Below are 21,954 nucleotides of genomic sequence, written 5' to 3'. Positions count from 1 at the left end.
ACGAGGCAAGGTGTGGGTGGCCGGCACGGCCGAGCCGGCGGCGTGGACGGTGTCGGGCACGAGCACGACTGCTGCGCTGCAGGTCGCGGGCGGTATCGGGCTCTCCGTGTACACGTCCAGCACGACGACGACGCTGCCGCTGATCACCCGGTGGGGCCAGCTGAGCGCCCGGCCCGTCGTGCCATGATCGCGTCGGAACGGGAGCGGTCGGCGGCGCAGGGGGCGCCGTCGCCACTCGGAGGGGGAGGGCACGTGAACGACTCGGGGCTCGAGGTGGTCGTCGGGGTGCTGACGTACAAGCGCCCGGACGACCTGGTCGCGGCGCTGCCGCTGCTGGTCGCGCAGGTCCGCACGCTCGACCCGGTGGGCACGGTCCTGGTGGTCGACAACGACCCGGCGGCCAGCGCCCGGGACGTCGTGCTGGAGGCGGCCCGGACCCACCCCGTGCGCTACGTGCACGAGCCCGAGCCCGGCATCGCCGCGGCCCGCAACCGCGCGCTCGACGAGGCGGGCTCGGCCGACCTGCTGGTCTTCATCGACGACGACGAGCGGCCCGTGGACGGCTGGCTCGTCCGCCTGGTCGACACCTACCGGGTGGACCGGCCGGCAGCCGTGGTCGGCCCGGTGGTCTCCGAGTACGAGCAGCAGCCCGACGCGTGGGTCAGCGCCGGCCGGTTCTTCGACCGGCGCCGCCTGGTGACCGGGACCGAGACGTCCGTCGCGGCGACGAACAACCTGCTCCTGGACCTGGCGCAGGTGCGCGCGCTCGGCCTGCGGTTCGACCGGCGGTTCGGCCTGAGCGGAGGGTCGGACATGCTGCTGACCCGCCAGCTCACGGCCGCCGGCGGGCGGATGGTGTGGTGCGACGAGGCCGTCGTGGTCGACGTCGTGCCCCCGGACCGGGTCACCCGCCGGTGGGTGCTCGCGCGGGCGTTCCGCAGCGGCAACACGTGGAGCCGCACGTCCCTCGTGCTGGCCGACGGCGCGCTCGGTCGGGGGGTCGTCCGGGTCCGGCTGACCGCCCAGGGTGCGGTGCGCGCGCTCGGCGGGATCGCACGGATGGGGCTGGGGCTGCTGACGCGGTCGCTCTCGCACCAGGCCCACGGTCGTCGCACCCTCGCCCGCGGCGCGGGGATGCTCGCCGGGGCCTATGGCACCGTGTACGTCGAGTACTCCCGTGACGGCAGCCGCACGGTCCGCGCGACGAAGGTCCCGACGTCGTCGTGACCCGGACGGAGGGGGGCAGCATCCCGCAGGCCGACGACACCCAGCCGACGGCGAAGCCGCGGGGCGGTTCCGCGCGGAGCATGACGATCACGCTGGTCGGGAACTTCTTCCCCGCCGCGATCGCGCTGGCCACCGGGCCGATCCTCGCGCAGTCGCTGGGCGTCGAGGGCCGTGGCCAGGTCGCTGCCGCGACGGCGCCGCTGGGCCTCGCGATCGCGCTCATGACCTTCGGGGTGCCCGAGGCCGTGTCCTACGCGGTCGCCCGGCACCCGCGGCTGGTGCGGACGGCCGCGCGCAACGGGTTCCTCCTCATCATCCTGGCCGGGCTCCTGGCGACGGCCGCCGTGCTGTCCGCCCGCGGGTGGCTGAGCGGGGGAGAGCTCGAGATCCAGCACCTGATGGTCGTCGCGTCGCTCGCGGTGATGCCCACGCTGCTGCTCGGCGTGCTGCGCGGCATCGCGTCCGGGCTGCAGCAGTGGAGCATGGTCGCGTGGGAGAAGGTGCTCGCCTCCGGGCTGCGCCTGCTGGTGCTGCTGCCCCTGTGGCTGACAGGGCACCTCACCCCGTTCACGGCCGTCGTCGTGCTCGCCGCGATGCCCGTCATGGGGGCCATCGCGTACCTGTGGCTCCCGCGTCGGCTGCCGCCGCCGGAGGCCGACACCGAGAAGGTCGCGTCGACGAAGGCGATCACCGGGTACGGCATGCGGCTGTGGATCGGGACGATCTCCGGCGTCCTGCTCTCCCGGGTGGACCAGACGCTCATCACCCCGCTGAGCAGCGCGTACCAGCTGGGCCTGTACGTCGTGGCTGTCAACGTCAGCGAGATCCCGCTGATCATCCACCGGTCCGTCCGGGACGTCACGTTCGTCACCGACGCCCACCGCAGCGAGGACGCGAAGCTCGCGGCGTCCGCGCGCATCTCGACGCTGATCTGCACGGTCGTGGCCCTCGGGCTCGGGCTGACCATGGGGTGGTGGCTGCCGATCCTGTTCGGGGAGGAGTTCGCCCCCGCGGTGCCGATCGCGGCACTGCTGCTGGTGGCGGTGGTCCTGAGCACCCCGGGGTCGATCGCCGGCGCCGGCCTGAGCGCGCGCGGCCGGCCCGGCCTGCGCAGCATCGCCCTGGTGATCGCCTGCGTCGTGAACGTCGGCCTGCTGGTCGTCCTCGTCTCGGAGTACGGCGCCCTCGGTGCCGCCTGGGCGACCGTCCTGGGCTACCTGCTCTCGAGCGCGCTCAACCAGTTCTTCCTCAAGCGGCTGTTCGGCGTCTCGATGCTCTCGTTCTACGGGCTCCGCCGGTCCGACCTGGGGATCCTGCGTCGGTACGCGGCGGGGATCGGCCGGGTGCTCCGGCTGCGCCGCCGCCGCTGAGTCAACCCAGACCCACCGCGGCGGCCATGTTGTCGACCAGGTGGGCCGACGTGAGCCGGGCCTCGATCTGGGCCCGGGCGCGCCGGCCCAGCGCGCGGGCCTCGGCCGGGTCGTCGAGCAGCTCGACCACCGCGTCGGCCAGCGACTCGGGCGCGCCCGTCGGGACGAGCCGGGCGTTGCCGCCGTCGTCGACGTAGTCCTCGACGCCCGGTGTGCGGGTGAGCACGACGGGCCGCGCGGTGGCCATCGACTCGAGCGAGACCGTGAGCCCGGACATGTGCAGGTTCGGGCGGGTGGCGACGGCCACGACGCTCGCGCGGGCGTACAGCGACCGCAGCTCCACGTGGGACAGGCGCGGGATCTTGGTCACCCCGGCCGGCGGCGGGACGTCCGACGAGCTCTGGACGACGATCTCGACGTCGGGGCGTGCCTCGTGCACCCGGGCCAGGGCGGCGAAGAGCGTCGCCGGGTCGCGGTCCCGGTCGCCGCCGACGCTGACCACGAGCGGACGGTCGGCCGGGGGCTGCGCGGAGAAGAAGTCGGCGTCGACGCCGAACGTGAAGAACGAGACACGCGTGCCCGTGCCGGCCAGGGCACGCTCGAGCGGCTCCACCTGCGCCCGGCTGTTCACGAACACGGAGTCCATCCGGCGCAGCACGTCGAGGGTGCTGCGGACGCGGGCGCTGTCGGGGTCCGCGGCGAGCGCGTCCGTCAGCCAGATGGCACCCGCGTGCATGGCGGCGTGGGGTGCCAGGACGAGCATCCGTCGGGCCAGGTTCTCGTCCCACGCGATGCCGATGTCCGTCGACCCTGTGGACGACCTGGGGGAGCGACGCAGCATCGCGCGCAGCCGGTCCGCCCGGGTGGGCTCCGGGAGGCTCCGCCGCGTCACGGTCAGCCCTGGCCGGGCGAGCAGGTCCAGCCCGTACGGCCAGCGCCCCGGGACCTCCCCCCGCTCGTGCCGGGCCGTCCAGGAGTCGACGTCACGTTCGCTGCGGAACATGACCTCGACCTGTGCCGTGCTCATCGATCTCCTCGTGCTGGGGCGGGGGTGTGTGCCGGGGGCGTCTCGCGGCGGACCCGGGCGAGCGCTGTGCGGAACGCGGCGGCGTGCGCGGGGGCGACCACGGACCAGTCGCGCGCAGACAGGTCGGGCCGGCCCGGCGCCGTGCGCGCCAGTGCCGCGGCCAGGTCTGCCGCCCCCACGACGTCCGTGAACGTGGGGACCCACGCGTCGCCCACCTCGGCCGCCAGCTCCGTGGCGGTGCCGCCCGCGGGGACCAGCACCGGCCGGTCGAGGGAGAGCGCCAGCAGGGCGACGCCGGAGTTGTGCAGGTGCCGGTACGGCAGCACCACGACCTGCGCGGCGTTGATCTCCGCGGCGAGCGTCTCGTCGTCCACGTACTCGAGCCGGACGCCGATGCGTGGGTCCGCCGCCGCCTGCTCGGCGACCGACCGACCGAGCGCCGCGTCCTCCGGGTGCCCGACGACACGCAGGCTCGCGCCCTCGTCGGGCAGGTCGTGGAACGCGGCCAACAGGTCCTCGACCCCCTTGTAGGGGCGGATCAAGCCGAAGAACAGCACGCGGCCGGGCATGGCCTCCCCCCGGGGGAAGCGCGCGAACCAGTCGCGGTAGTGGGCGTGCGCGATCGTCACGACGGGCACCCCGGGCGCCGCGTGGACCGGCAGGGGGGTCGCCGGGTTGAGCCGGACGAACAGGGTCGTCCGCCGGTCCATCCAGCGCAGCAGGACCCGTTCGACCCGTCCTCCGGCCTCGTGCGGGGCCGCGTTGTGCAGCGTGCGGACCACTGCGGTCCGGCGCAGCCGCAGGCGCAGGAGGAGCGCGGCGGTGGCCGCCTGCCGGGCCAGGGTCTTCGTCCGGGAGCTGCCCCGGGGCAGCTTCTCCGGCCAGTGCACGTGGAACACGTCGTACCGGCCCCGCAGGGCGCGGCGCCACGTGAAGGTGCTCGCGACGACGTCGTCCGGCAGCTCGGCGAGCAGCTGGACCAGGTACGGGTTGGTGGTCGGGCGAGGACCGGGGAACGACTCGAGCACGCAGATGGGCCGCGCGCCGGTGGTCTGGGTCGTCATGTGGTGGTCACCGGGGTCGGTCGCTCCATCGGCTCGTCGTCGCGGCGCACCAGCAGCAGCCCCAGGCCGAGCACCAGGCCCGGCATCGAGCTGAGGATCGGTCCGAACGCGAAGTTCCAGAGGAAGAGGCAGGTCAGGTAGATCACCAGGGCGGGCGCGGTGCGCCGGGCCACCAGGGTGGCCAGCGACCAGATCGTGATCCCGAGCATGGCACCGGCCAGCACCAGGCCGGGGATGCCGAAGTTCGCCCAGAGGTCCGCCACCAGCGCGTGCAGCTTGATCTCGCTGCCGAACATGTAGTTCTCGACGTACCCGTTGTTCGGGTCGTAGTTGAGGTCCGCCATGCCCGACTTCGCGACCAGGATGTCGTCGAGGTTCGCGATCACGCCCACCCCGAACCCGATCGGGCGGTCCTGCGACAGCGCGATGCTGGCCCCCCACTCGGGACGTCCACCGAGCAGGATCGACCCCGACGCCTCGACCTGCGCCTGCGACCGCTGCTGCGTGGACTCGCCCAGGTAGCCGTCGAGGATCAGCGTCGTGCCGACGGTGTACACGCACGCGGCCACCCCCGCGAACAGCGCGATGGTCGCCAGCGCGCTGGTCTTCCGCCCCATCGTGGTGGGCCGCAGCTGCCAGGCCACCAGCAGGGCCGTGAGCAGGAGGGTCGCGAACGCGGACCGGGAGTCGTTCAGCGCCGACGCGACGGCGAGCCCGAGCAGCAGGACGATCTCCACGGGCCGGGGCCGGTTGCGCAGGACCAGCGCGAGCAGCAGCACGATGAGCGCGTACGAGATGCCGTGCTTCCACGGGTTCACCGGGTTGGGCGGCTCCACCACGGCGAGGCGGGCGATGATCCCCGCGGCCGCGGCGAGCCCGACCACCCGCAGCGACAGCACGGTGCGGGCCCACAGGATCAGCCCGATGCTGCAGAACCCGCCGATCATCAGGAACGTCGTGGAGCGCACGACCAGCGGGTTCACCGCGTGGTCCGACGACGCGACCGCGCTGAGCCACAGCCCCGACGCCAGCGCGAGGGCGCCCAGCCCGATGAGCACGCGGGCCCCGATGAAGCGCTTGGTCGCCTGCCACCAGACGGGGGCCAGCGCGACGGACACGACGGTCGCGCTGGTGATCGCGTCCTTCAGCGGGAAGGCGAGCGTGATCGCCGCGACCCCGCCGAACGCCAGGAACTCGTTCAGGGACCACCCGGCGCCCTGCGAACGCGGTCGGTGCGTGACCGCGACGGGGGCGTCGGTGACGCTCATGGCCGCCAGGGGGCCGCAGGCACGACCTGGATGCGGTGCTCACCGTCGTCCGTGGGGGCGGCCTCGTCGGGTGCCGGCTCCGGGCCCTCCAGCGGGGGGAGCCCGTCGAGCGACGGCTCGTCGGCGGGGGCGGAGTAGGTGGCGGCGGAGTCGTCGTCCGCGGGGGCGGCCAGGGGCTCGTCGAGGACGGCGACGGCTCCCGGTCTCGGCTCCTCCTGCGCGACGGTGCGGACGTGCTGACCGGTGGGATGCACGGCGGGCTGGTCGGAGAGCGGTGCCGGCACAGGCTCCTCGACGTCCGGCGCGGACGACGGTCCGGCCTGCGGGGTGGGCGGCTGCGCCGCCGCAGGCTGGGCGACCGGCTGCGCGGCGGCCTTCCGGGGCTGCTCGGCCCCCGGGGCGCCGACGGCCGGGCCGCCGTTCGACTGCGAGGCGGTGGGGGGCAGCACCCGCGCGGCGACGTGCGCAGCGAACTTCGACGACGCGCGTGCCGTGTCGAGGTCGTCCACCTCGGGACCGGGCTCCGCCCGCTCGACGGGAGCCGGCACCGGGGTCGGCGCCACGGGAGCGACCGGGACCTCGCGCGGGAACGTCGTGCTCGTGCCGACCGGGGTCGGCTCGCCGCGCTTGCTGCGGGAGCGTCGCGACGCGCGCTGAGGTCGCTGGCCGTTCGCGTGCCAGCGGGCGGTCGCCTGCGGGGTCGACCCGTACACGTACGTGGCGCCGACGTCCTTGCCGGACACCCGGTTGAAGACGAGGCCCAGGACGCGCCCGCCGGCCGTCGACAGCGTCGCGAGGCCGTCGGCGAGCTGGTGGCGGTGCACGCGCTTGGACCCGACCACGACGAGCGCCCCGTCGGTGAGCCGGGAGAGCACCGCGGCGTCGGTGACGGGCAGCAGCGGGGCGGAGTCGAGGATCACCACGTCGTACGAGGAGGCGAGCTCCGCGAGCAGCTCGACCATCGTGGTCGAGTCGAGCAGCTCGCTCGGGTTCGGGGGGACCTGGCCGGACGGGAGGACGTCGAGCATGTCGCCCCACCGCTGCACGACGTCGGCCGTCGTCGCCTCGCCGATGAGCACGGTGGTGAGCCCGACCGTTCCCTCGATCCCGAGGTGCCGGGCGACCGACGGCCGGCGCAGGTCGGCGTCGACGAGCAGGACGCGCGCACCGCCCTCGGCCATGGCCCAGGCCAGGTTGATGGAGGTCGTCGTCTTGCCCTCGGTCGGCAGGGAGGAGGTGACGACGATCGACCGGTTGGGTCCGCGCAGGTTCAGGTAGCGCAGGTTGGTGCGCAGGCGGCGGTACGCCTCGGCCTGGTCGCCGAACGGCTGGCTGCGCATGACGGCCGCCTCGTGCGTCGACTTGCGGTCGTAGCGCACGGTGCTGAGCACGGCGACGTCGGTGACCCGGCGGATGTCCTTCTGGGTCCGCACGCGGGTGTCCAGGATCGTGCGGGCCAGGGCGAGGACGATGCCGAGCACCACGCCGACGACGAACCCCGTCGCCGCGTTGAGCTTGGTGTTGGGCGAGAACGCGTACGACGGCGGCGTCGCCGGCGAGATGACGGTCATCCCGATGTGCGGGGTGGTGTCGTCGTCGCTGCCGGCGCCCTCGATGCGCTCCACGGCCCGCGCGAGCTCGGTGCTGACGGTGTTGGCGATGTCCGCCGACTTCTCGGGGTTCCCGCTGACTGCGGAGATGTCGAGGATCAGGCTGTTGATCGGGCTGGTCGCCGAGACCGAGTTGGCGAGCGAGCGGGCCGTCGTGTCCAGCTCCAGCTCCCGGATGACCGGGTCCAGCACGTACGCCTTGGTGGCCAGCTGGGCGTAGGACTCGATGCGGTTCTGGGCGTACGTGGACCCCTGGAGCGACTCGCCGACCGTGGTGCCGGCCTGCTCGGAGACGAACAGCGAGGCGGTCGCCCGGAAGCTGGGCGGGATCGTCTGGGAGTAGGCGTAGCCGCCGACGAACCCGAGCACGCCGAGCGCGGCGATCATCAGCCAGTGCTTGCGCAGCAGTGCGAGGTACTCGCTCGGTTCCATGGTCACCCCTCCTCGATCACGGACGGGATCGATGGTCAGCGGCACGTGCGTGCCCCGGAACGATTGTCCAGGATGTGCCGCCGCCATGGTGAGGGCGGATGAGGGCGATATGTAGAGATACGAGGGAATTCACCCGACTAGTGGAACGCCCGCTCACCAGCGCCGACGGTCGCGCTGGGCCATCCGTGGCGCCTCGGGTGAAGTACGCCACGAACTATCCCCTTTGTCCGACTTGCACCCCTATCGTGAGCGGGGTCGGTACCCCGGCCGACGTCGAGAACAGCAGGAGGCGGCACGTGGCGCGAATCGTCGGGTACGCCCCTGGGGCGTACGACCTGTTCCACGTCGGCCACCTCAACATCCTCAAGCACGCCAAGCGACGCTGCGACTACCTGATCGCCGGCGTCGTCGCGGACGACATGCTGGAGCTGACCAAGGGGCGCCGCCCGATCGTCCCGCTCGCGGAGCGCATGGAGATCGTCCGGCACATCTCCTACGTCGACGAGGTCGTCGCGGAGGTCGTGCCCGACAAGGTCGAGACGTGGCGCTCGGTCGGGTTCGACGTGATCTTCAAGGGCGACGACTGGCGGGGGACCCCGAAGGGCGACCGGCTGGAGCGCGACTTCGCCGCGGTCGGCGTCGAGGTCATCTACTTCCCGTACACGATGCACACCTCCAGCACGGCGCTGCGCCGGGCGCTGGCCGTCTTCGACGAGGCGGAGCTGGTGGAGTCCGAGGTCGGCTGACCCACCCGCGCCGCCCACCGCGTGTCGGCGGGGCGCCTTAGGATGACGACGCACCCCGGATCCTGTGGATCTGGGGCATTCGCGTTGCTCGGGACGGCTCCGGGCGAGCCGTTCGCGCACTATCGAAGGACCCCATGGACCTCACCGGCCTGCTTCCCGCCCTGCTCTCCGACCCTGCGGCCGCCGCGGCGGTGGAGTCCGTCCGCGCGCGCGGCGAGCTCGACGTCGTCGGCCCCGCGGGAGTCCGTCCGCCGCTGCTCGCGGCGCTGGCGTCCGGACGGCCGCTCGTCGTCGTGACCGCCACCGGCCGGGACGCGGACGAGCTCGCCGCGGCGGTCCGGTGCTACGTGCCGGCCGACGACGTCGCGGTGCTGCCGTCCTGGGAGACGCTGCCGCACGAGCGGCTGTCGCCGCGCAGCGACACCGTCGCCCGTCGGCTCGCGGTGTTCCGCCGGCTCGCGCACCCGGAGACCGACGGGCACGCCGGTCCGGTGCGCGTGCTCGTCATGCCCGTGCGGGCGCTGCTGCAGCCGGTGGTCGAGGGCCTCGGGGAGCTGGTGCCGGTCTCGATCAGCACGGGCGACCGTGTGGACCTCGCGGACCTCGCGGAGAAGCTCGTCGCCGCGGCCTACACGCGCGTCGACATGGTGGAGAAGCGCGGCGAGTTCGCGGTGCGCGGTGGGATCATCGACGTGTTCCCGCCGACGGAGGACCACCCGCTGCGCGTCGAGCTGTGGGGTGAGGACGTCGAGGAGATCCGCTGGTTCTCCATCGCGGACCAGCGCAGCCTCGAGGTGGCCGACCACGGCGTGTGGGCGCCGCCGTGCCGGGAGATCCTGCTGACCGACGCGGTGCGCGCCCGCGCGGCGGAGCTCGTCCCGCAGCTGCCGGGTGCGGTCGACATGCTGGACAAGCTGGCCAACGGCATCGCGGTCGAGGGCATGGAGTCCCTCGCGCCCGCGCTGGTCGAGTCGATGGTGCCGGTGCTCGACCTGGTGGGCGACGACAGCCTGCTGGTGATGGTCGACCCCGAGCGGGTGCGGCGGCGCGCGCACGACCTCGTCGCGACCACGCAGGAGTTCCTCGAGGCCGCGTGGACGTCCGCGGCGGCCGGTGCGGCGACGCCCCTGGACCTGTCCGCGGCGAGCTTCGCGTCGTTCGCGGAGATCCGTGCGCTCGCGGCCGTCCGCGGGCTCGGCTGGTGGACGCTGTCGCCGTTCTCGCTCGACGTCGACGCGACGGAGGCGGCCAAGCCGGACGACTTCTACGAGGGCGCCACGGGGACCGGTCACACGGCCGCCCGGAACGAGTCGCCGCACGCCAGCGCGATGGCGGACGACCTCGCGGCGACCACGCAGACGCTGGTGATCGGTGCGCGGGACGTCGAGCGGTACCGCGGCGAGGTCGCCCGCGCGGTCGCCGACGTGCGCGTGCTCCAGCAGGCCGGCTGGCGGCTGGTGCTGGCTACCGAGGGGCACGGCCCCGCGCAGCGCATGGTCGAGCAGCTCAAGGCCGCCGAGGTTCCGGCGCGGCTCGTCGGCACCATCACCGAGGAGCCCGAGGGCGGTGTCGTCCTCGTCGTGCCCGCGCCCGTCGGACCGGGTTTCGTCGCGGAGCCCCTGCACCTCGCGGTGTTCTCCGAGTCGGACCTCACCGGCCGCGCCGGGACGTCGACCCGGGACATGCGCAGGATGCCGAGCCGGCGTCGCAACGTCGTCGACCCGCTCCAGCTGCGCCCGCACGACTACGTGGTGCACGAGCAGCACGGTGTCGGGCGGTTCGTGGAGCTGGTGCAGCGGACGATCGGCTCCGGCTCCACCGCGGCGACGCGCGAGTACCTGGTGATCGAGTACGCGTCGAGCAAGCGCGGTCAGCCCGGGGACCGGCTCTACGTGCCCAGCGACCAGCTGGACCAGGTCACCAAGTACGTCGGCGGCGAGGCTCCGTCGCTGTCCAAGATGGGCGGCGGCGACTGGGCGAAGACCAAGGGCCGCGCCAAGAAGGCCGTCAAGGAGATCGCTGCGGAGCTCATCCGGCTGTACTCGGCGCGCATGGCGACCGCGGGGCACGCGTTCGGGCCGGACACGCCCTGGCAGCGCGAGCTCGAGGACGCGTTCGCGTACGTGGAGACGCCGGACCAGGCGGCCACGATCGACGAGGTCAAGGCCGACATGGAGAAGCCGATCCCGATGGACCGGCTGGTCTGCGGCGACGTCGGCTACGGCAAGACGGAGATCGCCGTCCGGGCCGCGTTCAAGGCGGTGCAGGACGGCAAGCAGGTGGCGATCCTGGTGCCGACGACGCTCCTCGTGCAGCAGCACCTCGACACGTTCAGCGAGCGGTACAGCGCGTTCCCCGTGACGGTGAAGGCCCTGAGCCGGTTCCAGTCGCCGAAGGAGTCCAAGGAGGTCGTCGCCGGGCTGTCCGACGGCACGGTCGACGTCGTCATCGGCACCCACCGGCTGATCACGGGGGAGGTGCGGTTCAAGGACCTCGGCCTCGTGGTGATCGACGAGGAGCAGCGGTTCGGCGTCGAGCACAAGGAGACGCTCAAGGCGCTGCGCACCAACGTCGACGTGCTGGCCATGAGCGCGACGCCGATCCCGCGCACGCTGGAGATGGCCGTCACGGGCATCCGCGAGATGTCGACGCTGGCCACCCCGCCCGAGGAGCGGCACCCGGTCCTGACGTTCGTCGGCGCGTACGACGAGAAGCAGATCAGCGCGGCGATCCGGCGCGAGCTGCTGCGCGAGGGCCAGGTGTTCTACGTGCACAACAAGGTCGACTCGATCGAGCGGACCGCGTCGCGCCTGATGGAGCTGGTCCCGGAGGCCCGGGTCGCGGTGGCGCACGGGAAGATGAACGAGCACCAGCTCGAGCAGGTCATCGTCGACTTCTGGGAGAAGAGGTTCGACGTCCTGGTCTGCACGACCATCGTCGAGACCGGTCTGGACATCTCGAACGCGAACACGCTCATCCTGGAGCGTGCGGACCTGCTGGGCCTCTCGCAGCTGCACCAGCTGCGCGGGCGCGTCGGGCGCGGGCGCGAGCGGGCCTACTCCTACTTCCTCTACCCGCCGGAGAAGCCGCTCACGGAGACCGCGCACGACCGGCTCCAGACGATCGCCGCGAACACCGACCTCGGGGCCGGCATGGCGGTCGCGATGAAGGACCTGGAGATCCGCGGCGCCGGCAACCTGCTGGGCGGCGAGCAGTCCGGCCACATCGAGGGCGTCGGCTTCGACCTCTACATCCGCATGGTCGGCGAGGCCGTCGCCAACTTCCGTGGTGACGTCGAGGAGGAGCTGCCCGACGTCACCATCGAGCTGCCCGTCGACGCGCACATCCCGCACGACTACATCGCGCACGAGCGCCTGCGGCTCGAGGCCTATCGCAAGATCGCGGCGGCGGCGGACTCAGCGGCGCTCGGCGAGGTCCGGGCGGAGCTGGTGGACCGCTACGGCGCGGTGCCGTCGGCGGTCGACAACCTGTTCGAGGTCGCGGAGTTCCGCCAGCACGTCCGGGCGTCCGGGCTGTCCGACGTCACGGCCCAGGGCAAGTTCGTCCGCTTCGCACCCGTCGACCTGCCGGAGTCCGCACAGCTGCGGCTCAAGCGCCTCTACCCCGGCGCGGTGCTCAAGCCCGCCGTCCGCACCGTCCTGGTGCCGTGGCCGATGACCGCGCGCCTGGGCGGCAAGCCCGTCCAGGGCCGCGAGGTCATGCTCTGGGCGCGGCAGTTCATCGACGCGGTGGTCCGGGGGGACGTCGCGGCCGCGGCCGCCGCGGGCACGGGGGGCACCGCACGCAGGTGAGGGCCCTACGATGACCCACGATCGACGAGCGACGACGCGGGAGGTCCGGCGGTGGCGGTGCAGTGGCGTACGAAGGCGGCGGGGGTGCTGGTCGCGCTGACGACGGTCGGCCTGGCGGGGTGCGCCGGGCAGCCCGGGGCGGCGGCGGTGGTCGACGGCACGGCCATCCCCACGTCGGACGTCGAGGCGGCGCTGTCGGAGCTGCTGCCCTGGTTCCAGGGCGTGACCACGACGAACGTGCTCTCCGTCCTGGTCCAGGAGCCCACCGTGGTCGAGCTGGCCGAGGAGAAGGGTGTCGGCGTGTCCGACGAGGACGCCCGGACCCTGCTGGACGAGGTGGTGAAGCAGAAGTCCCCCGACGCGACCGCGACGTTCACGGAGCCGGCGCTGGCGGTCGCCCGCTACTCGATCGCCTACAGCAACCTCGAGGACCTCGCGAACCCGTCCGAGATCGGCGAGGAGATCGACACCCGGCTGCGGGCGCTCGACATCGAGGTCAACCCGCGGTTCGCGTCGCTGGAGGACGACTTCCAGATCGGTGCGCCGGTGGCGCCGCCGTGGCTGGTGGGCTCGGGCTCCGGTACGGACGACAGCGTCCCCGAGCCGGCGCCGACACCCTCGGCCTCGTGACGCGGACGGAGCCGGACCCGCTGCGCGACCTCGTGCGCGTGATGGACCGGCTGCGCTCGCCCGGCGGCTGCCCCTGGGACGCCCGGCAGACCCACGAGTCGCTCGTGCCGTACGCGCTGGAGGAGGCCCACGAGCTGGCGGAGGCGATCGAGTCGGGGGACCGGCCCGGGCTGCGCGAGGAGCTGGGGGACCTGCTGCTCCAGGTGGTCTTCCACGCGCGCATCGCCACCGAGCACCCGAGCGACCCGTTCGACGTCGACGACGTGGCCGCCGACCTCGTCGCCAAGCTCGTCCGCAGGCATCCCCACGTGTTCGAGGACGCGGAGCTCGACGGCGACGTGCACGTGCAGTGGGACCGGCTGAAGAACGCCGAGAAGCAGCGCGCGTCGGCGCTCGACGGTGTGCCGCTGGCCCTCGGTGCGCTGGCGCGGGCGCAGAAGGTCGCGGGCCGGGCGGGACGAGCGGGCCTGGACGCGCCGGTCCCGGCCGGGGACGGGCTGGGGGAGCGGCTGCTCGCGCTGGTGCTGGAGGCCGACGCCGCCGGGGTCGACGCCGAGGGGGAGCTGCGCCGGACGGCGGCCGCGTGGGAGCTCGACCTGCGGTCGCGGGAGCAGGCGGGCGGTTCCTGACGCCGGAAGTTCTCCCGATCATCCGAATGGCGGACGGAAAGCGCTTGCCGCACCGGTGACGGAACCCGTAGCCTGCGCGTGGCCGCCATGATGAGGGCGGCTCGTCGTCCCCCGACGGCCAGCCCGTGACGACGATCCGACGACGGAGGCACGCCCGATGCGCATCGGCATCCCGATCGAGAGCCGGTCCGGCGAACGGCTCGTCGCCGCGACGCCGAAGACGGTCGGCCAGCTCGTCGGCCTCGGCTACGAGGTCGTCGTCGAGAGCGGGGCGGGCGCCTCCGCGACGTTCCGGGACGAGGACTACGAGGCGGCGGGCGCAGCCGTCGGGGGCGTGGCCGACGTCTGGCACAGCGACGTCGTCGCCAAGGTCAACCCGCCGACGGACGCCGAGGTCGCCTCGTTGCGCGCGGGCGCCACGCTCGTCGCGATGCTCGCGCCCGCGTCCAGCCCCGCGCTCGTCGAGGACCTGCACGCCCGCGGCGTGACCGCGCTCGCCCTCGACGCGGTGCCGCGCATCTCGCGGGCGCAGGCGCTCGACGTGCTGAGCACGATGTCGAACGTCGCCGGCTACCGCGCGGTCGTGGAGGCCGCCGAGGTCTACGGCGGGATGTTCACGGGCCAGGTCACCGCCGCGGGCAAGACGCCGCCGGCCCGCGTGTTCGTCATCGGCGCGGGCGTGGCCGGGCTGGCGGCGATCGGGGCCGCGGGTTCGATGGGCGCGCGTGTGCGCGCGTTCGACGTCCGGCCCGAGGTCGGCGAGCAGATCGAGTCGATGGGCGCGACGTTCGTCCAGGCCGCGGCCGCGCAGCAGGCGGTCAGCAGCGACGGGTACGCGAGCGCACTGACGCAGGAGCAGGAGCGGCTGACGCAGGAGATGTACGCCGCGGAGACCGCCGACGCGGACATCGTCATCACCACCGCGCTGGTGCGCGGGCACGCGCCGACCACCATCACCGCGGCGATGGTCGCGGGGATGCGGCCCGGCAGCGTCATCATCGACCTCGCCGCGTCCGGCGGCGGCAACTGCGAGCTCACCGTCCCGGGCAAGGCCGTGGTGACCGACAACGGCGTGACGGTGGTCGGGTACACCGACCTGACCAGCCGGATGCCGCAGCACACGTCCCAGCTCTTCGGGACCAACATCGTGCACCTGCTCCAGCTGCTCACCCCCGGCAAGGACGGGCAGCTCGTGCTCGACCTGGACGACCCGGTGCAGCGCGGGATGGTGGTGACGCACGACGGCGAGGTGCTGTGGCCGCCACCGCCCGTCCAGGTCTCCGCCGCGCCGGTCGCGCCGGCCGGCCCCACCCCGCAGGAGCGGGCTGCGGCGGCCGCGGCGCTGGAGCAGGACAAGGCCCGCCGACGGCAGCGGCGCTCGGTCGTCCTCGCCCTGCTCGCCGTCGCCGTGCTGTTCGCGGTCTCGTTCGCACCGGCCGTCTTCCTCGGGCACTTCACCGTGTTCGTGCTCGCGGTCATCGTCGGCTACTACGTCATCTCCAACGTCAGCCACTCGCTGCACACGCCCCTGATGGCCCAGACCAACGCGATCTCCGGGATCATCCTCGTCGGCGCGCTCCTGCAGATCGGCGACGACAGCTGGCTCGTCACCGTCCTCGCCGTCATCGCCGCCTCGGTGGCCAGCATCAACGTCTTCGGGGGCTTCCTCGTCGCGAACCGCATGATCCGCATGTTCCGGAAGGACGCCTGACCCCGTGCTGACCTCCGTGGCCCAGGCTGTCTACCTCGCCGCCGCCGTCCTGTTCATCCTCAGCCTCGCCGGGCTCTCGAAGCAGGAGACCGCACGGCGCGGCAACCTCGCGGGCATGGTGGGCATGGCCCTCGCGCTCGTCGCGACCGTCGCGCTCGCCCTGGAGGGCTCCGAGCGGCCCGTCGAGGTCACCGCGTCGCTGATCCTCGTCGTCTTCCTCGTCGGTGCGACCGTCGGCACGTGGCAGGCGCGTCGCGTCGAGATGACGCAGATGCCCGAGCTCATCGCGATCCTGCACTCGTTCGTCGGGCTCGCGGCCGTGCTCGTCGGCTACAACTCGTTCCTCACGGAACCGTCCGACCCGGCGCACCTCGTCGAGGTGTTCCTCGGCGTGCTCATCGGCGCGGTGACGTTCACCGGCTCGGTCGTCGCGTACCTGAAGCTCTCGACGAAGATCAGCTCCGCGCCCATGGTGCTGCCCGGCCGCAACTGGCTGAACCTGGGCATGGTCGTGGTGTCCGGCGTGCTGCTGGCGTGGTTCCTCGGCTCCGGGAGCGTCTGGCCCCTGCTGCTCATGACCGTCGTCGCGCTCGCGCTCGGCTGGCACCTCGTCGCGTCGATCGGTGGCGGCGACATGCCGGTCGTCGTGTCGATGCTGAACTCGTACTCCGGGTGGGCGGCCGCCGCGGCGGGGTTCATGCTCAGCAACGACCTGCTCATCGTCACCGGCGCGCTCGTCGGCTCGTCCGGTGCGATCCTCAGCTACCTCATGTGCACGGCCATGAACCGGTCGTTCGTCAGCGTCATCCTCGGCGGGTACGGCACGGCCGGCGGGACGGTCGTCGCGTCGGACGCCGAGCTCGGCGAGTACCACGAGATCAAGCCGCCCGAGGCCGCCGAGCTGCTCGCCGACGCCCGCCGCGTGGTCATCACCCCCGGCTACGGCATGGCCGTCGCGAAGGCGCAGTACCCCGTCGCGGAGCTCGTCGCGAAGCTGCGGGCCCGCGGGGTCGAGGTCAGGTTCGGGGTGCACCCGGTCGCCGGTCGGCTGCCGGGGCACATGAACGTGCTGCTCGCCGAGGCCAAGGTGCCCTACGACATCGTGCTCGAGATGGACGAGATCAACGGCGACCTGGCGGACACCGACGTTGTCCTGGTGATCGGCGCCAACGACACCGTGAACCCGGCGGCCCTCGACGACCCCTCGTCGCCCATCGCCGGCATGCCCGTGCTCGAGGTGTGGAAGGCCGCCCGCGTCATCGTGTTCAAGCGGTCGATGGCCACCGGCTATGCGGGCGTGCAGAACCCGCTGTTCTTCCGCGAGAACACGTCGATGCTGTTCGGCGACGCGAAGGACCAGGTCGAGCACATCATGCTGGCGCTGTAGTCCACGGGTCGAAGGGCCCGGGCGGCGCGGTGTGGGACGCCACTAGGGTGAGGTCGTAAACCCACCCGCTTCCAAAGGAGCACCCATGGCCAGCATCGAGGCCGTCGGCGCCCGCGAGATCCTCGACTCGCGCGGCAACCCCACTGTCGAGGTCGAGGTCGCACTCGACGACGGCACCATCGCCCGTGCTGCCGTCCCCTCGGGTGCGTCGACCGGCGCGTTCGAGGCCGTCGAGCGCCGTGACGGCGACTCCGCCCGCTACCTGGGCAAGGGTGTCGAGGAGGCCGTCAGCGCCGTCATCGACGAGATCGCCCCCGAGCTCATCGGCTTCGAGGCCACCGAGCAGCGCCTGATCGACGGTGCGCTGATCGACCTCGACGGCACCGCCAACAAGGGCAAGCTCGGCGCCAACGCGATCCTCGGCGTCTCGCTCGCCGTCGCGAAGGCCGCCGCCGACTCGGCCGACCTGCCGCTCTTCCGCTACCTCGGCGGCCCCAACGCCCACGTGCTGCCGGTCCCGATGATGAACATCCTCAACGGTGGGTCGCACGCCGACTCCAACGTCGACATCCAGGAGTTCATGGTCGCCCCCATCGGTGCGACCACGTACCGCGAGGCGCTGCGCACCGGCGTCGAGGTCTACCACTCCCTGAAGTCCGTGCTGAAGAGCAAGGGCCTGTCGACGGGCCTCGGCGACGAGGGCGGCTTCGCCCCGAACCTGGGCAGCAACCGCGAGGCGCTCGACCTCATCCTGGTCGCCATCGAGAAGGCCGGCTTCACGCCCGGTGTCGACCTGGGCCTCGCGCTCGACGTCGCCGCCACGGAGTTCTTCACGGACGGCGCCTACCAGTTCGAGGGTCGCGCGCACTCCCCGCAGGAGATGATCACGTACTACGAGCAGCTGGTGCGTGACTACCCGCTGGTCTCCATCGAGGACCCGCTGTCCGAGGACGAGTGGGACTCCTGGTCGCAGCTGGTGGCCGAGGTCGGCGACCGCGTGCAGATCGTCGGCGACGACCTGTTCGTCACCAACCCCGAGCGTCTCCGTAAGGGCATCGAGCTCAAGTCGGCGAACTCGCTGCTGGTCAAGCTCAACCAGATCGGCACGCTGACGGAGACGTTCGACGCCGTCGAGCTGGCCCAGCGCAGCGGGTTCACGACGATGACCTCGCACCGCTCCGGCGAGACCGAGGACACCACCATCGCCGACCTGTCGGTGGCCACGAACGCCGGCCAGATCAAGACCGGTGCCCCCGCCCGCGGCGAGCGCATCAACAAGTACAACCAGCTGCTCCGCATCGAGGAGGAGCTGGACGACGCCGCGCGCTACGCCGGTCGCTCCGCCTTCCCGCGGTTCACGGCCTGACGCACGGCTCTCGGAGGCCGGTCACCCCGTGGGGTGGCCGGCCTCCGGCGTCGTCAGGGGGTCGACGGCACCGAGACGATCGGCTGGGGGTCGCCGCCGACGGACTCCGAGCTCGAGTAGACGGCGGTGAGCGCCACGGTCACGAAGCCCGTCACCAGCAGGACGGGCACGGTCAGGACGAAGGTCGTGCGCCAGCTCTTCCAGTGCGTCCCGCGCCGGACCCAGCCGACAGAGCTCACGATCGCGAGGACCAGCGCGGCCGCCGGGATGGCGAGCAGGACCAGGCTGACCGGCGCGAGCACGAGCCCCAGCGCCAGGCCGCCGAGCGCGACGAGGACGACACCGACGGGCGAGTCGGTCAGTGAACGGCGGACCGTCGGGAGGGGCGGTGTGTCGGGGCTCCAGGCGGCGACCACGTCGTCGACGGTGCCCAGGTCGGCGAGGACGCGCCGCACGTCGTCGCCCGTCGGGTCGTGCTCGAGCTCGTCGAGGGCGACGTCGATGTGCTCGCGGACGGAGTCCACGATGTCGGCCCGCTCGGCCGGGTCCGCGCCCGAGAGGCGGCGGTCGAGGTCGGCGAGGTAGGCCGCGACGAGCGGTGGGACGGTACGCATCACGCGATGCCCTTCATGAGGTGGTCCACGCCGGTGCGGAACGGCTCCCAGACGGCGACGAAGGAGCGCAGCGCGTCCCGGCCCTCGTCGGTGAGCGCGTGGTAGCGGCGCGGCGGGCCGGTCGGGGACTCCTGCCAGGTGGTGTCCACCCAGCGGCGGCGGCGCAACCGGGTCAGCAGGGGGTAGAGCGTGCCCTCCGACCCGAACAGGATGTCGTCCCCGCCGAGAGCGCGGGCGATGTCCTGGCCGTACGACGGGCCGCGGTCGAGGTGGGCGAGCACGCAGTACTCGAGGGTGCCGCGCCGCAGCTGGGTGAGGACGGCGTGCGCCTCCGATCCCTTCGGTTCCATGTGACGCATGGTACCGAGCGACGCATGGGACGTGTCAACGACCACCCGGCGCGCCACGGCATCCGACATCCGGGCAGGTCGGGGCGGTACGGGGCACAATCGACGCCATGTCTGCCCCCCGACGCCCGGCGTCCCCGAGCGCCCCCGGTCGGCGCGCGGCGGCACCCCGGTCGGGGACGCCCACGCCCGCGGGAGGCGTGCCGCGGGGGAGCGCGGGCAGCCGTCCGTCGTCACCCCGCTCCGGGACGACCCCCCGCGTCGGCCCCACCCCGTCGTCGTCGCCCAAGCCCTCCTCGTCGCGACCCGCCGCCACCCGCCCCGCGACGCGCGGGGCGCCGACCCCGCCGCGGGGCACCCCGCGCGCCGAGCGGGTGCAGGTGCGGGTGCCGCGACTGTTCACCGTCCGCACGATGGTCTTCTCGTGCGTGCTCCTGCTCGCGTTCGTGCTGGTGTACCCGACGCTGCACGCCTACCTGGAGCAGCGCGTCGAGGTGGACCAGCTCCGCGCCGAGGTCGAGGCGGCGCGCGAGCGCAACGAGAACCTCGAGGCGGACCTGCGGCGCTGGGACGACCCCGCGTACGTGACCGCGCAGGCGCGCGAGCGGCTCTCGTTCGTGCTGCCGGGGGAGAAGGCGTTCCGCGTCGTCGACCCGGAGACCGTGCCGGACACGCCGCCCGCCGACGACGGCCCCGCCACCGCGCTGGACGCCGGGTCGACCCTGCCCTGGTACGCCAACGTCTGGGAGTCGGTCGAGGTCGCGGGCGAGACGCCTGTGCCCGGGTCGGAGGATGCCGCGACGCCGGGCGACAATGGGACGCCCGCGCCGCCCGCCGGCGGCTGACCGGACCCACTGCACGAACGGATCGACCTGTGGCCCCCTCCTTCGACACCGTGACCGACCAGGACCTCGCGGTGCTCGCCGAGCAGCTCGGCCGTCCCCCGCGCGGAGTCGTCGGCATCGCCGCCCGCTGCGTCTGCGGCCGGCCGCTCGTGGTCCGTACCGCCCCGCGGCTCGACGACGGCACCCCCTTCCCGACGACGTACTACCTCACCTGCCCGCCGGCGGTTGCCGCCGTGAGCACGCTCGAGGCAGGCGGGCTGATGAAGGAGCTCACCGCCCGGCTCGCCGACGACGAGGAGCTCGCCGCCGCCTACCGTCGCGCGCACGACGCCTACCTGGCCGACCGCGAGGCGCTCGGGCACGTCGAGGAGATCGCGGGCATCTCGGCAGGCGGCATGCCGACCCGCGTGAAGTGCCTGCACGTCCTGGTCGGCCACGCCCTGGCGGCCGGCCCGGGCGTGAACCCGATCGGCGACGAGGCCCTGACCCTGATCCGCGACGACTGGCGCCCCGACCGCTGCACCTGCTGACCGCCACGCCGCGACGACGTCCACACCTGTCGCCTCGGTCCTGCCGGCGGACACGCAGGACGTCCGAGCTTCTGCGCGTCGTGGCGCACACGTCCTCGGACGTCGCGTCTCCCGCTCCACGACGCCCGAGCTCTGCGCGCCCGGGCGCTCAGTTCCTCGGACGTCGCGCGTGAGGGGCGGTCTCGTGCGGCCACGTGGTCGGACGTTGCCGGTGGGGGTGGGTGTGCGGTGCGAGGATGGGGCGCGTGACGCGTGTGGCTGCCATCGACTGCGGGACCAACTCCATCCGACTGCTCGTCGCCGACGTCGATCCGGACGCCGGGACGCTGGTGGACCTGGACCGGCGGATGGAGGTCGTCCGGCTCGGCCAGGGCGTGGACCGGACCGGGCGGATCGCCCCGGAGGCGCTCGCGCGGACCCTGGACGCCGCCCGCCGGTACAACGACATCTGCACGGGGCTCGGGGTCGAGGCGGTCCGGTTCGTCGCGACGTCCGCGTCACGTGACGCGGAGAACAGGGCGGACTTCGTCGACGGCGTGCGAGCCGCGCTCGGGGTGGAGCCCGAGGTCGTCGCGGGTCAGGAGGAGGCCGAGCTCTCGTTCCGGGGGGCCACTGGTGTCCTCGGCGCGAGCCATCCCGGACCGTTCCTCGTGGTCGACCTCGGTGGCGGATCGACCGAGCTGGTGCTGGGCACGACGACTCCCGAGGCCGCGTTCTCCATGGACGTCGGCTGCGTGCGGATGACCGAGCGGCACCTGCGCAGCGACCCGCCGACCGCCGCAGAGATCGCTGCGGCGCACTCCGACGTCGCCGCGGCGCTGGACACCGCGTCGGCCGTCGTCCCGCTCGGCAAGACCGTCACGCTCGTCGGCCTGGCCGGGACCGTCACCACCGTCACCGCCCACGGTCTCGGCCTGCCCGCCTACGACGCCGAGGTCATCGACGGGTCGGTGCTGCCGGTCGACGTCGTCCTCGCCGCGTGCGACGACCTCCTGCTCCGGTCCCGCGAGGACCGCGCCGCGCTGGGCTTCATGCACCCCGGCCGGGTGGACGTGATCGGCGCCGGCGCGCTGGTCTGGGCCGACGTGATCCGTCGGGTCCGCGACGAGGTCGCCGCCGCGGGCGGTGAGCTGACCGAGGTCGTCACGTCGGAGCACGACATCCTCGACGGCATCGCCTGGAGCATCGCCACCCGCTGACTGGCGCCCGCCCCACCGACGACGTCCGCACTCCGGGGGCTCCCACCCCCCACGAGCGCGGACGTCCCACCGGTCCGCGTCGCAACGTCCGCACTCCGGCGGGTCCCACCCCTCACGAGTGCGGACGTCCCGGCTCTGGG

General features: G+C 73.1%; 19 protein-coding genes. 13 read left to right on the top strand and 6 right to left on the bottom strand.

Going from position 1 to position 21,954, the window contains the following annotated elements:
- The 3 genes from CTE05_RS20200 to CTE05_RS08325 form a co-directional block, all read left to right on the top strand.
- On the top strand, positions 1-187 hold a 187-nt coding region (locus tag CTE05_RS20200), incomplete at its 5' end, for a hypothetical protein (protein WP_186814785.1).
- Between the two features lie 65 nt (positions 188-252).
- A complete protein-coding gene (locus CTE05_RS08330; RefSeq protein ID WP_146845658.1) occupies positions 253-1,227 on the top strand; it encodes a glycosyltransferase family 2 protein in 975 nt (324 codons plus the stop codon).
- Positions 1,224-2,597 (top strand): oligosaccharide flippase family protein, encoded by a 1,374-nt coding sequence (locus tag CTE05_RS08325; RefSeq protein ID WP_146845657.1) that lies wholly within the window; start codon positions 1,224-1,226, stop codon positions 2,595-2,597. The genes CTE05_RS08330 and CTE05_RS08325 overlap by 4 nt, the downstream gene beginning before the upstream one ends.
- Before the next feature lies 1 nt (position 2,598).
- On the opposite strand, the gene CTE05_RS08320 is transcribed toward CTE05_RS08325, so the two are convergent.
- From CTE05_RS08320 to CTE05_RS08305, 4 genes are read right to left on the bottom strand one after another with little or no spacing between them, the layout of a single operon-like run.
- Positions 2,599-3,624: a glycosyltransferase family 4 protein gene (locus CTE05_RS08320; RefSeq protein ID WP_146845656.1), complete on the bottom strand. Its 1,026-nt coding sequence runs from the start codon at positions 3,622-3,624 to the stop codon at positions 2,599-2,601.
- Positions 3,621-4,688 (bottom strand): glycosyltransferase, encoded by a 1,068-nt coding sequence (locus CTE05_RS08315; protein ID WP_146845655.1) that lies wholly within the window; start codon positions 4,686-4,688, stop codon positions 3,621-3,623. The genes CTE05_RS08320 and CTE05_RS08315 overlap by 4 nt, the downstream gene beginning before the upstream one ends.
- Positions 4,685-5,956, bottom strand: coding sequence for an O-antigen ligase family protein (locus CTE05_RS08310; RefSeq protein ID WP_146845654.1), 1,272 nt, complete (start codon positions 5,954-5,956; stop codon positions 4,685-4,687). The genes CTE05_RS08315 and CTE05_RS08310 overlap by 4 nt, the downstream gene beginning before the upstream one ends.
- Positions 5,953-7,998: a polysaccharide biosynthesis tyrosine autokinase gene (locus tag CTE05_RS08305; protein WP_186814783.1), complete on the bottom strand. Its 2,046-nt coding sequence runs from the start codon at positions 7,996-7,998 to the stop codon at positions 5,953-5,955. Before CTE05_RS08305 ends, CTE05_RS08310 begins: the two co-directional genes overlap by 4 nt.
- A gap of 296 nt (positions 7,999-8,294) precedes the next feature.
- Here CTE05_RS08305 and CTE05_RS08300 point away from each other — a divergent pair, with 296 nt between their 5' ends.
- The 7 genes from CTE05_RS08300 (at position 8,295) to eno (ending at position 18,279) form a co-directional block, all read left to right on the top strand.
- A complete protein-coding gene (locus tag CTE05_RS08300; protein WP_146845652.1) occupies positions 8,295-8,744 on the top strand; it encodes an FAD synthase family protein in 450 nt (149 codons plus the stop codon).
- Positions 8,745-8,878: 134 nt separating this feature from the next.
- Complete coding sequence (gene mfd / locus CTE05_RS08295; protein ID WP_146845651.1) at positions 8,879-12,556, top strand: transcription-repair coupling factor; 3,678 nt, start codon at positions 8,879-8,881, stop codon at positions 12,554-12,556.
- 51 nt (positions 12,557-12,607) lie between these two features.
- Complete coding sequence (locus CTE05_RS08290; protein ID WP_146845650.1) at positions 12,608-13,186, top strand: SurA N-terminal domain-containing protein; 579 nt, start codon at positions 12,608-12,610, stop codon at positions 13,184-13,186.
- Positions 13,183-13,815 (top strand): nucleoside triphosphate pyrophosphohydrolase, encoded by a 633-nt coding sequence (locus CTE05_RS08285; RefSeq protein WP_307724284.1) that lies wholly within the window; start codon positions 13,183-13,185, stop codon positions 13,813-13,815. Before CTE05_RS08290 ends, CTE05_RS08285 begins: the two co-directional genes overlap by 4 nt.
- 157 nt (positions 13,816-13,972) lie before the next feature.
- The gene (locus CTE05_RS08280; RefSeq protein WP_146845649.1) at positions 13,973-15,526 is read left to right on the top strand and encodes a Re/Si-specific NAD(P)(+) transhydrogenase subunit alpha; all 1,554 of its coding nucleotides are present in this window, start codon (positions 13,973-13,975) and stop codon (positions 15,524-15,526) included.
- A 4-nt stretch (positions 15,527-15,530) separates the two neighbouring features.
- Positions 15,531-16,913, top strand: a complete 1,383-nt coding sequence (gene pntB / locus CTE05_RS08275; RefSeq protein WP_146845648.1) for a Re/Si-specific NAD(P)(+) transhydrogenase subunit beta — start codon at positions 15,531-15,533, stop codon at positions 16,911-16,913.
- 85 nt (positions 16,914-16,998) lie between these two features.
- A complete protein-coding gene (gene eno, locus CTE05_RS08270) occupies positions 16,999-18,279 on the top strand; it encodes a phosphopyruvate hydratase (protein WP_146845647.1) in 1,281 nt (426 codons plus the stop codon).
- A 53-nt stretch (positions 18,280-18,332) separates the two neighbouring features.
- Here eno and CTE05_RS08265 read toward each other — a convergent pair whose 3' ends face one another.
- Both CTE05_RS08265 and CTE05_RS08260 read right to left on the bottom strand, forming a co-directional pair.
- Positions 18,333-18,893: an HAAS signaling domain-containing protein gene (locus CTE05_RS08265; RefSeq protein WP_186814782.1), complete on the bottom strand. Its 561-nt coding sequence runs from the start codon at positions 18,891-18,893 to the stop codon at positions 18,333-18,335.
- Complete coding sequence (locus tag CTE05_RS08260) at positions 18,893-19,243, bottom strand: PadR family transcriptional regulator (RefSeq protein ID WP_146845645.1); 351 nt, start codon at positions 19,241-19,243, stop codon at positions 18,893-18,895. Before CTE05_RS08260 ends, CTE05_RS08265 begins: the two co-directional genes overlap by 1 nt.
- 107 nt (positions 19,244-19,350) lie before the next feature.
- Here CTE05_RS08260 and CTE05_RS20570 point away from each other — a divergent pair, with 107 nt between their 5' ends.
- From CTE05_RS20570 to CTE05_RS08245, 3 genes are all read left to right on the top strand, one after another.
- Positions 19,351-20,085 carry an FtsB family cell division protein gene (locus CTE05_RS20570; RefSeq protein ID WP_246123429.1) on the top strand — a complete coding sequence of 245 codons (735 nt, stop codon included), beginning with the start codon at positions 19,351-19,353 and terminating at the stop codon, positions 20,083-20,085.
- Positions 20,086-20,114: 29 nt separating this feature from the next.
- On the top strand, positions 20,115-20,615 hold the full coding sequence (locus tag CTE05_RS08250; protein WP_146845644.1) for a DUF501 domain-containing protein: 501 nt from the start codon (positions 20,115-20,117) through the stop codon (positions 20,613-20,615).
- A 245-nt stretch (positions 20,616-20,860) separates the two neighbouring features.
- Positions 20,861-21,814, top strand: coding sequence for a Ppx/GppA phosphatase family protein (locus tag CTE05_RS08245; protein ID WP_146845643.1), 954 nt, complete (start codon positions 20,861-20,863; stop codon positions 21,812-21,814).
- Positions 21,815-21,954 lie beyond the last annotated feature (140 nt).

Origin of the sequence: Cellulomonas terrae (assembly GCF_007990265.1) — a bacterium.
In the GTDB taxonomy this organism is placed as follows: domain Bacteria; phylum Actinomycetota; class Actinomycetes; order Actinomycetales; family Cellulomonadaceae; genus Cellulomonas; species Cellulomonas terrae.
The sequence above is the reverse complement of the archived record's forward strand: the minus strand, read 5'-3'. Positions and strand labels throughout refer to the sequence as shown.

What these genes read in the sequence shown, in the direction of transcription:
- CTE05_RS08315 (WP_146845655.1), bottom strand. Translation starts at nt 4,688, where the DNA reads ATGACGACCCAGACCACCGGCGCGCGGCCCATCTGCGTGCTCGAGTCG.
- CTE05_RS20570 (WP_246123429.1), top strand. Translation starts at nt 19,351, where the DNA reads ATGTCTGCCCCCCGACGCCCGGCGTCCCCGAGCGCCCCCGGTCGGCGC.
- CTE05_RS08260 (WP_146845645.1), bottom strand. Translation starts at nt 19,243, where the DNA reads ATGGAACCGAAGGGATCGGAGGCGCACGCCGTCCTCACCCAGCTGCGG.
- CTE05_RS08280 (WP_146845649.1), top strand. Translation starts at nt 13,973, where the DNA reads ATGCGCATCGGCATCCCGATCGAGAGCCGGTCCGGCGAACGGCTCGTC.
- eno (WP_146845647.1), top strand. Translation starts at nt 16,999, where the DNA reads ATGGCCAGCATCGAGGCCGTCGGCGCCCGCGAGATCCTCGACTCGCGC.
- CTE05_RS08265 (WP_186814782.1), bottom strand. Translation starts at nt 18,893, where the DNA reads ATGCGTACCGTCCCACCGCTCGTCGCGGCCTACCTCGCCGACCTCGAC.
- mfd (WP_146845651.1), top strand. Translation starts at nt 8,879, where the DNA reads ATGGACCTCACCGGCCTGCTTCCCGCCCTGCTCTCCGACCCTGCGGCC.
- CTE05_RS08320 (WP_146845656.1), bottom strand. Translation starts at nt 3,624, where the DNA reads ATGAGCACGGCACAGGTCGAGGTCATGTTCCGCAGCGAACGTGACGTC.
- CTE05_RS08305 (WP_186814783.1), bottom strand. Translation starts at nt 7,998, where the DNA reads ATGGAACCGAGCGAGTACCTCGCACTGCTGCGCAAGCACTGGCTGATG.
- CTE05_RS08310 (WP_146845654.1), bottom strand. Translation starts at nt 5,956, where the DNA reads ATGAGCGTCACCGACGCCCCCGTCGCGGTCACGCACCGACCGCGTTCG.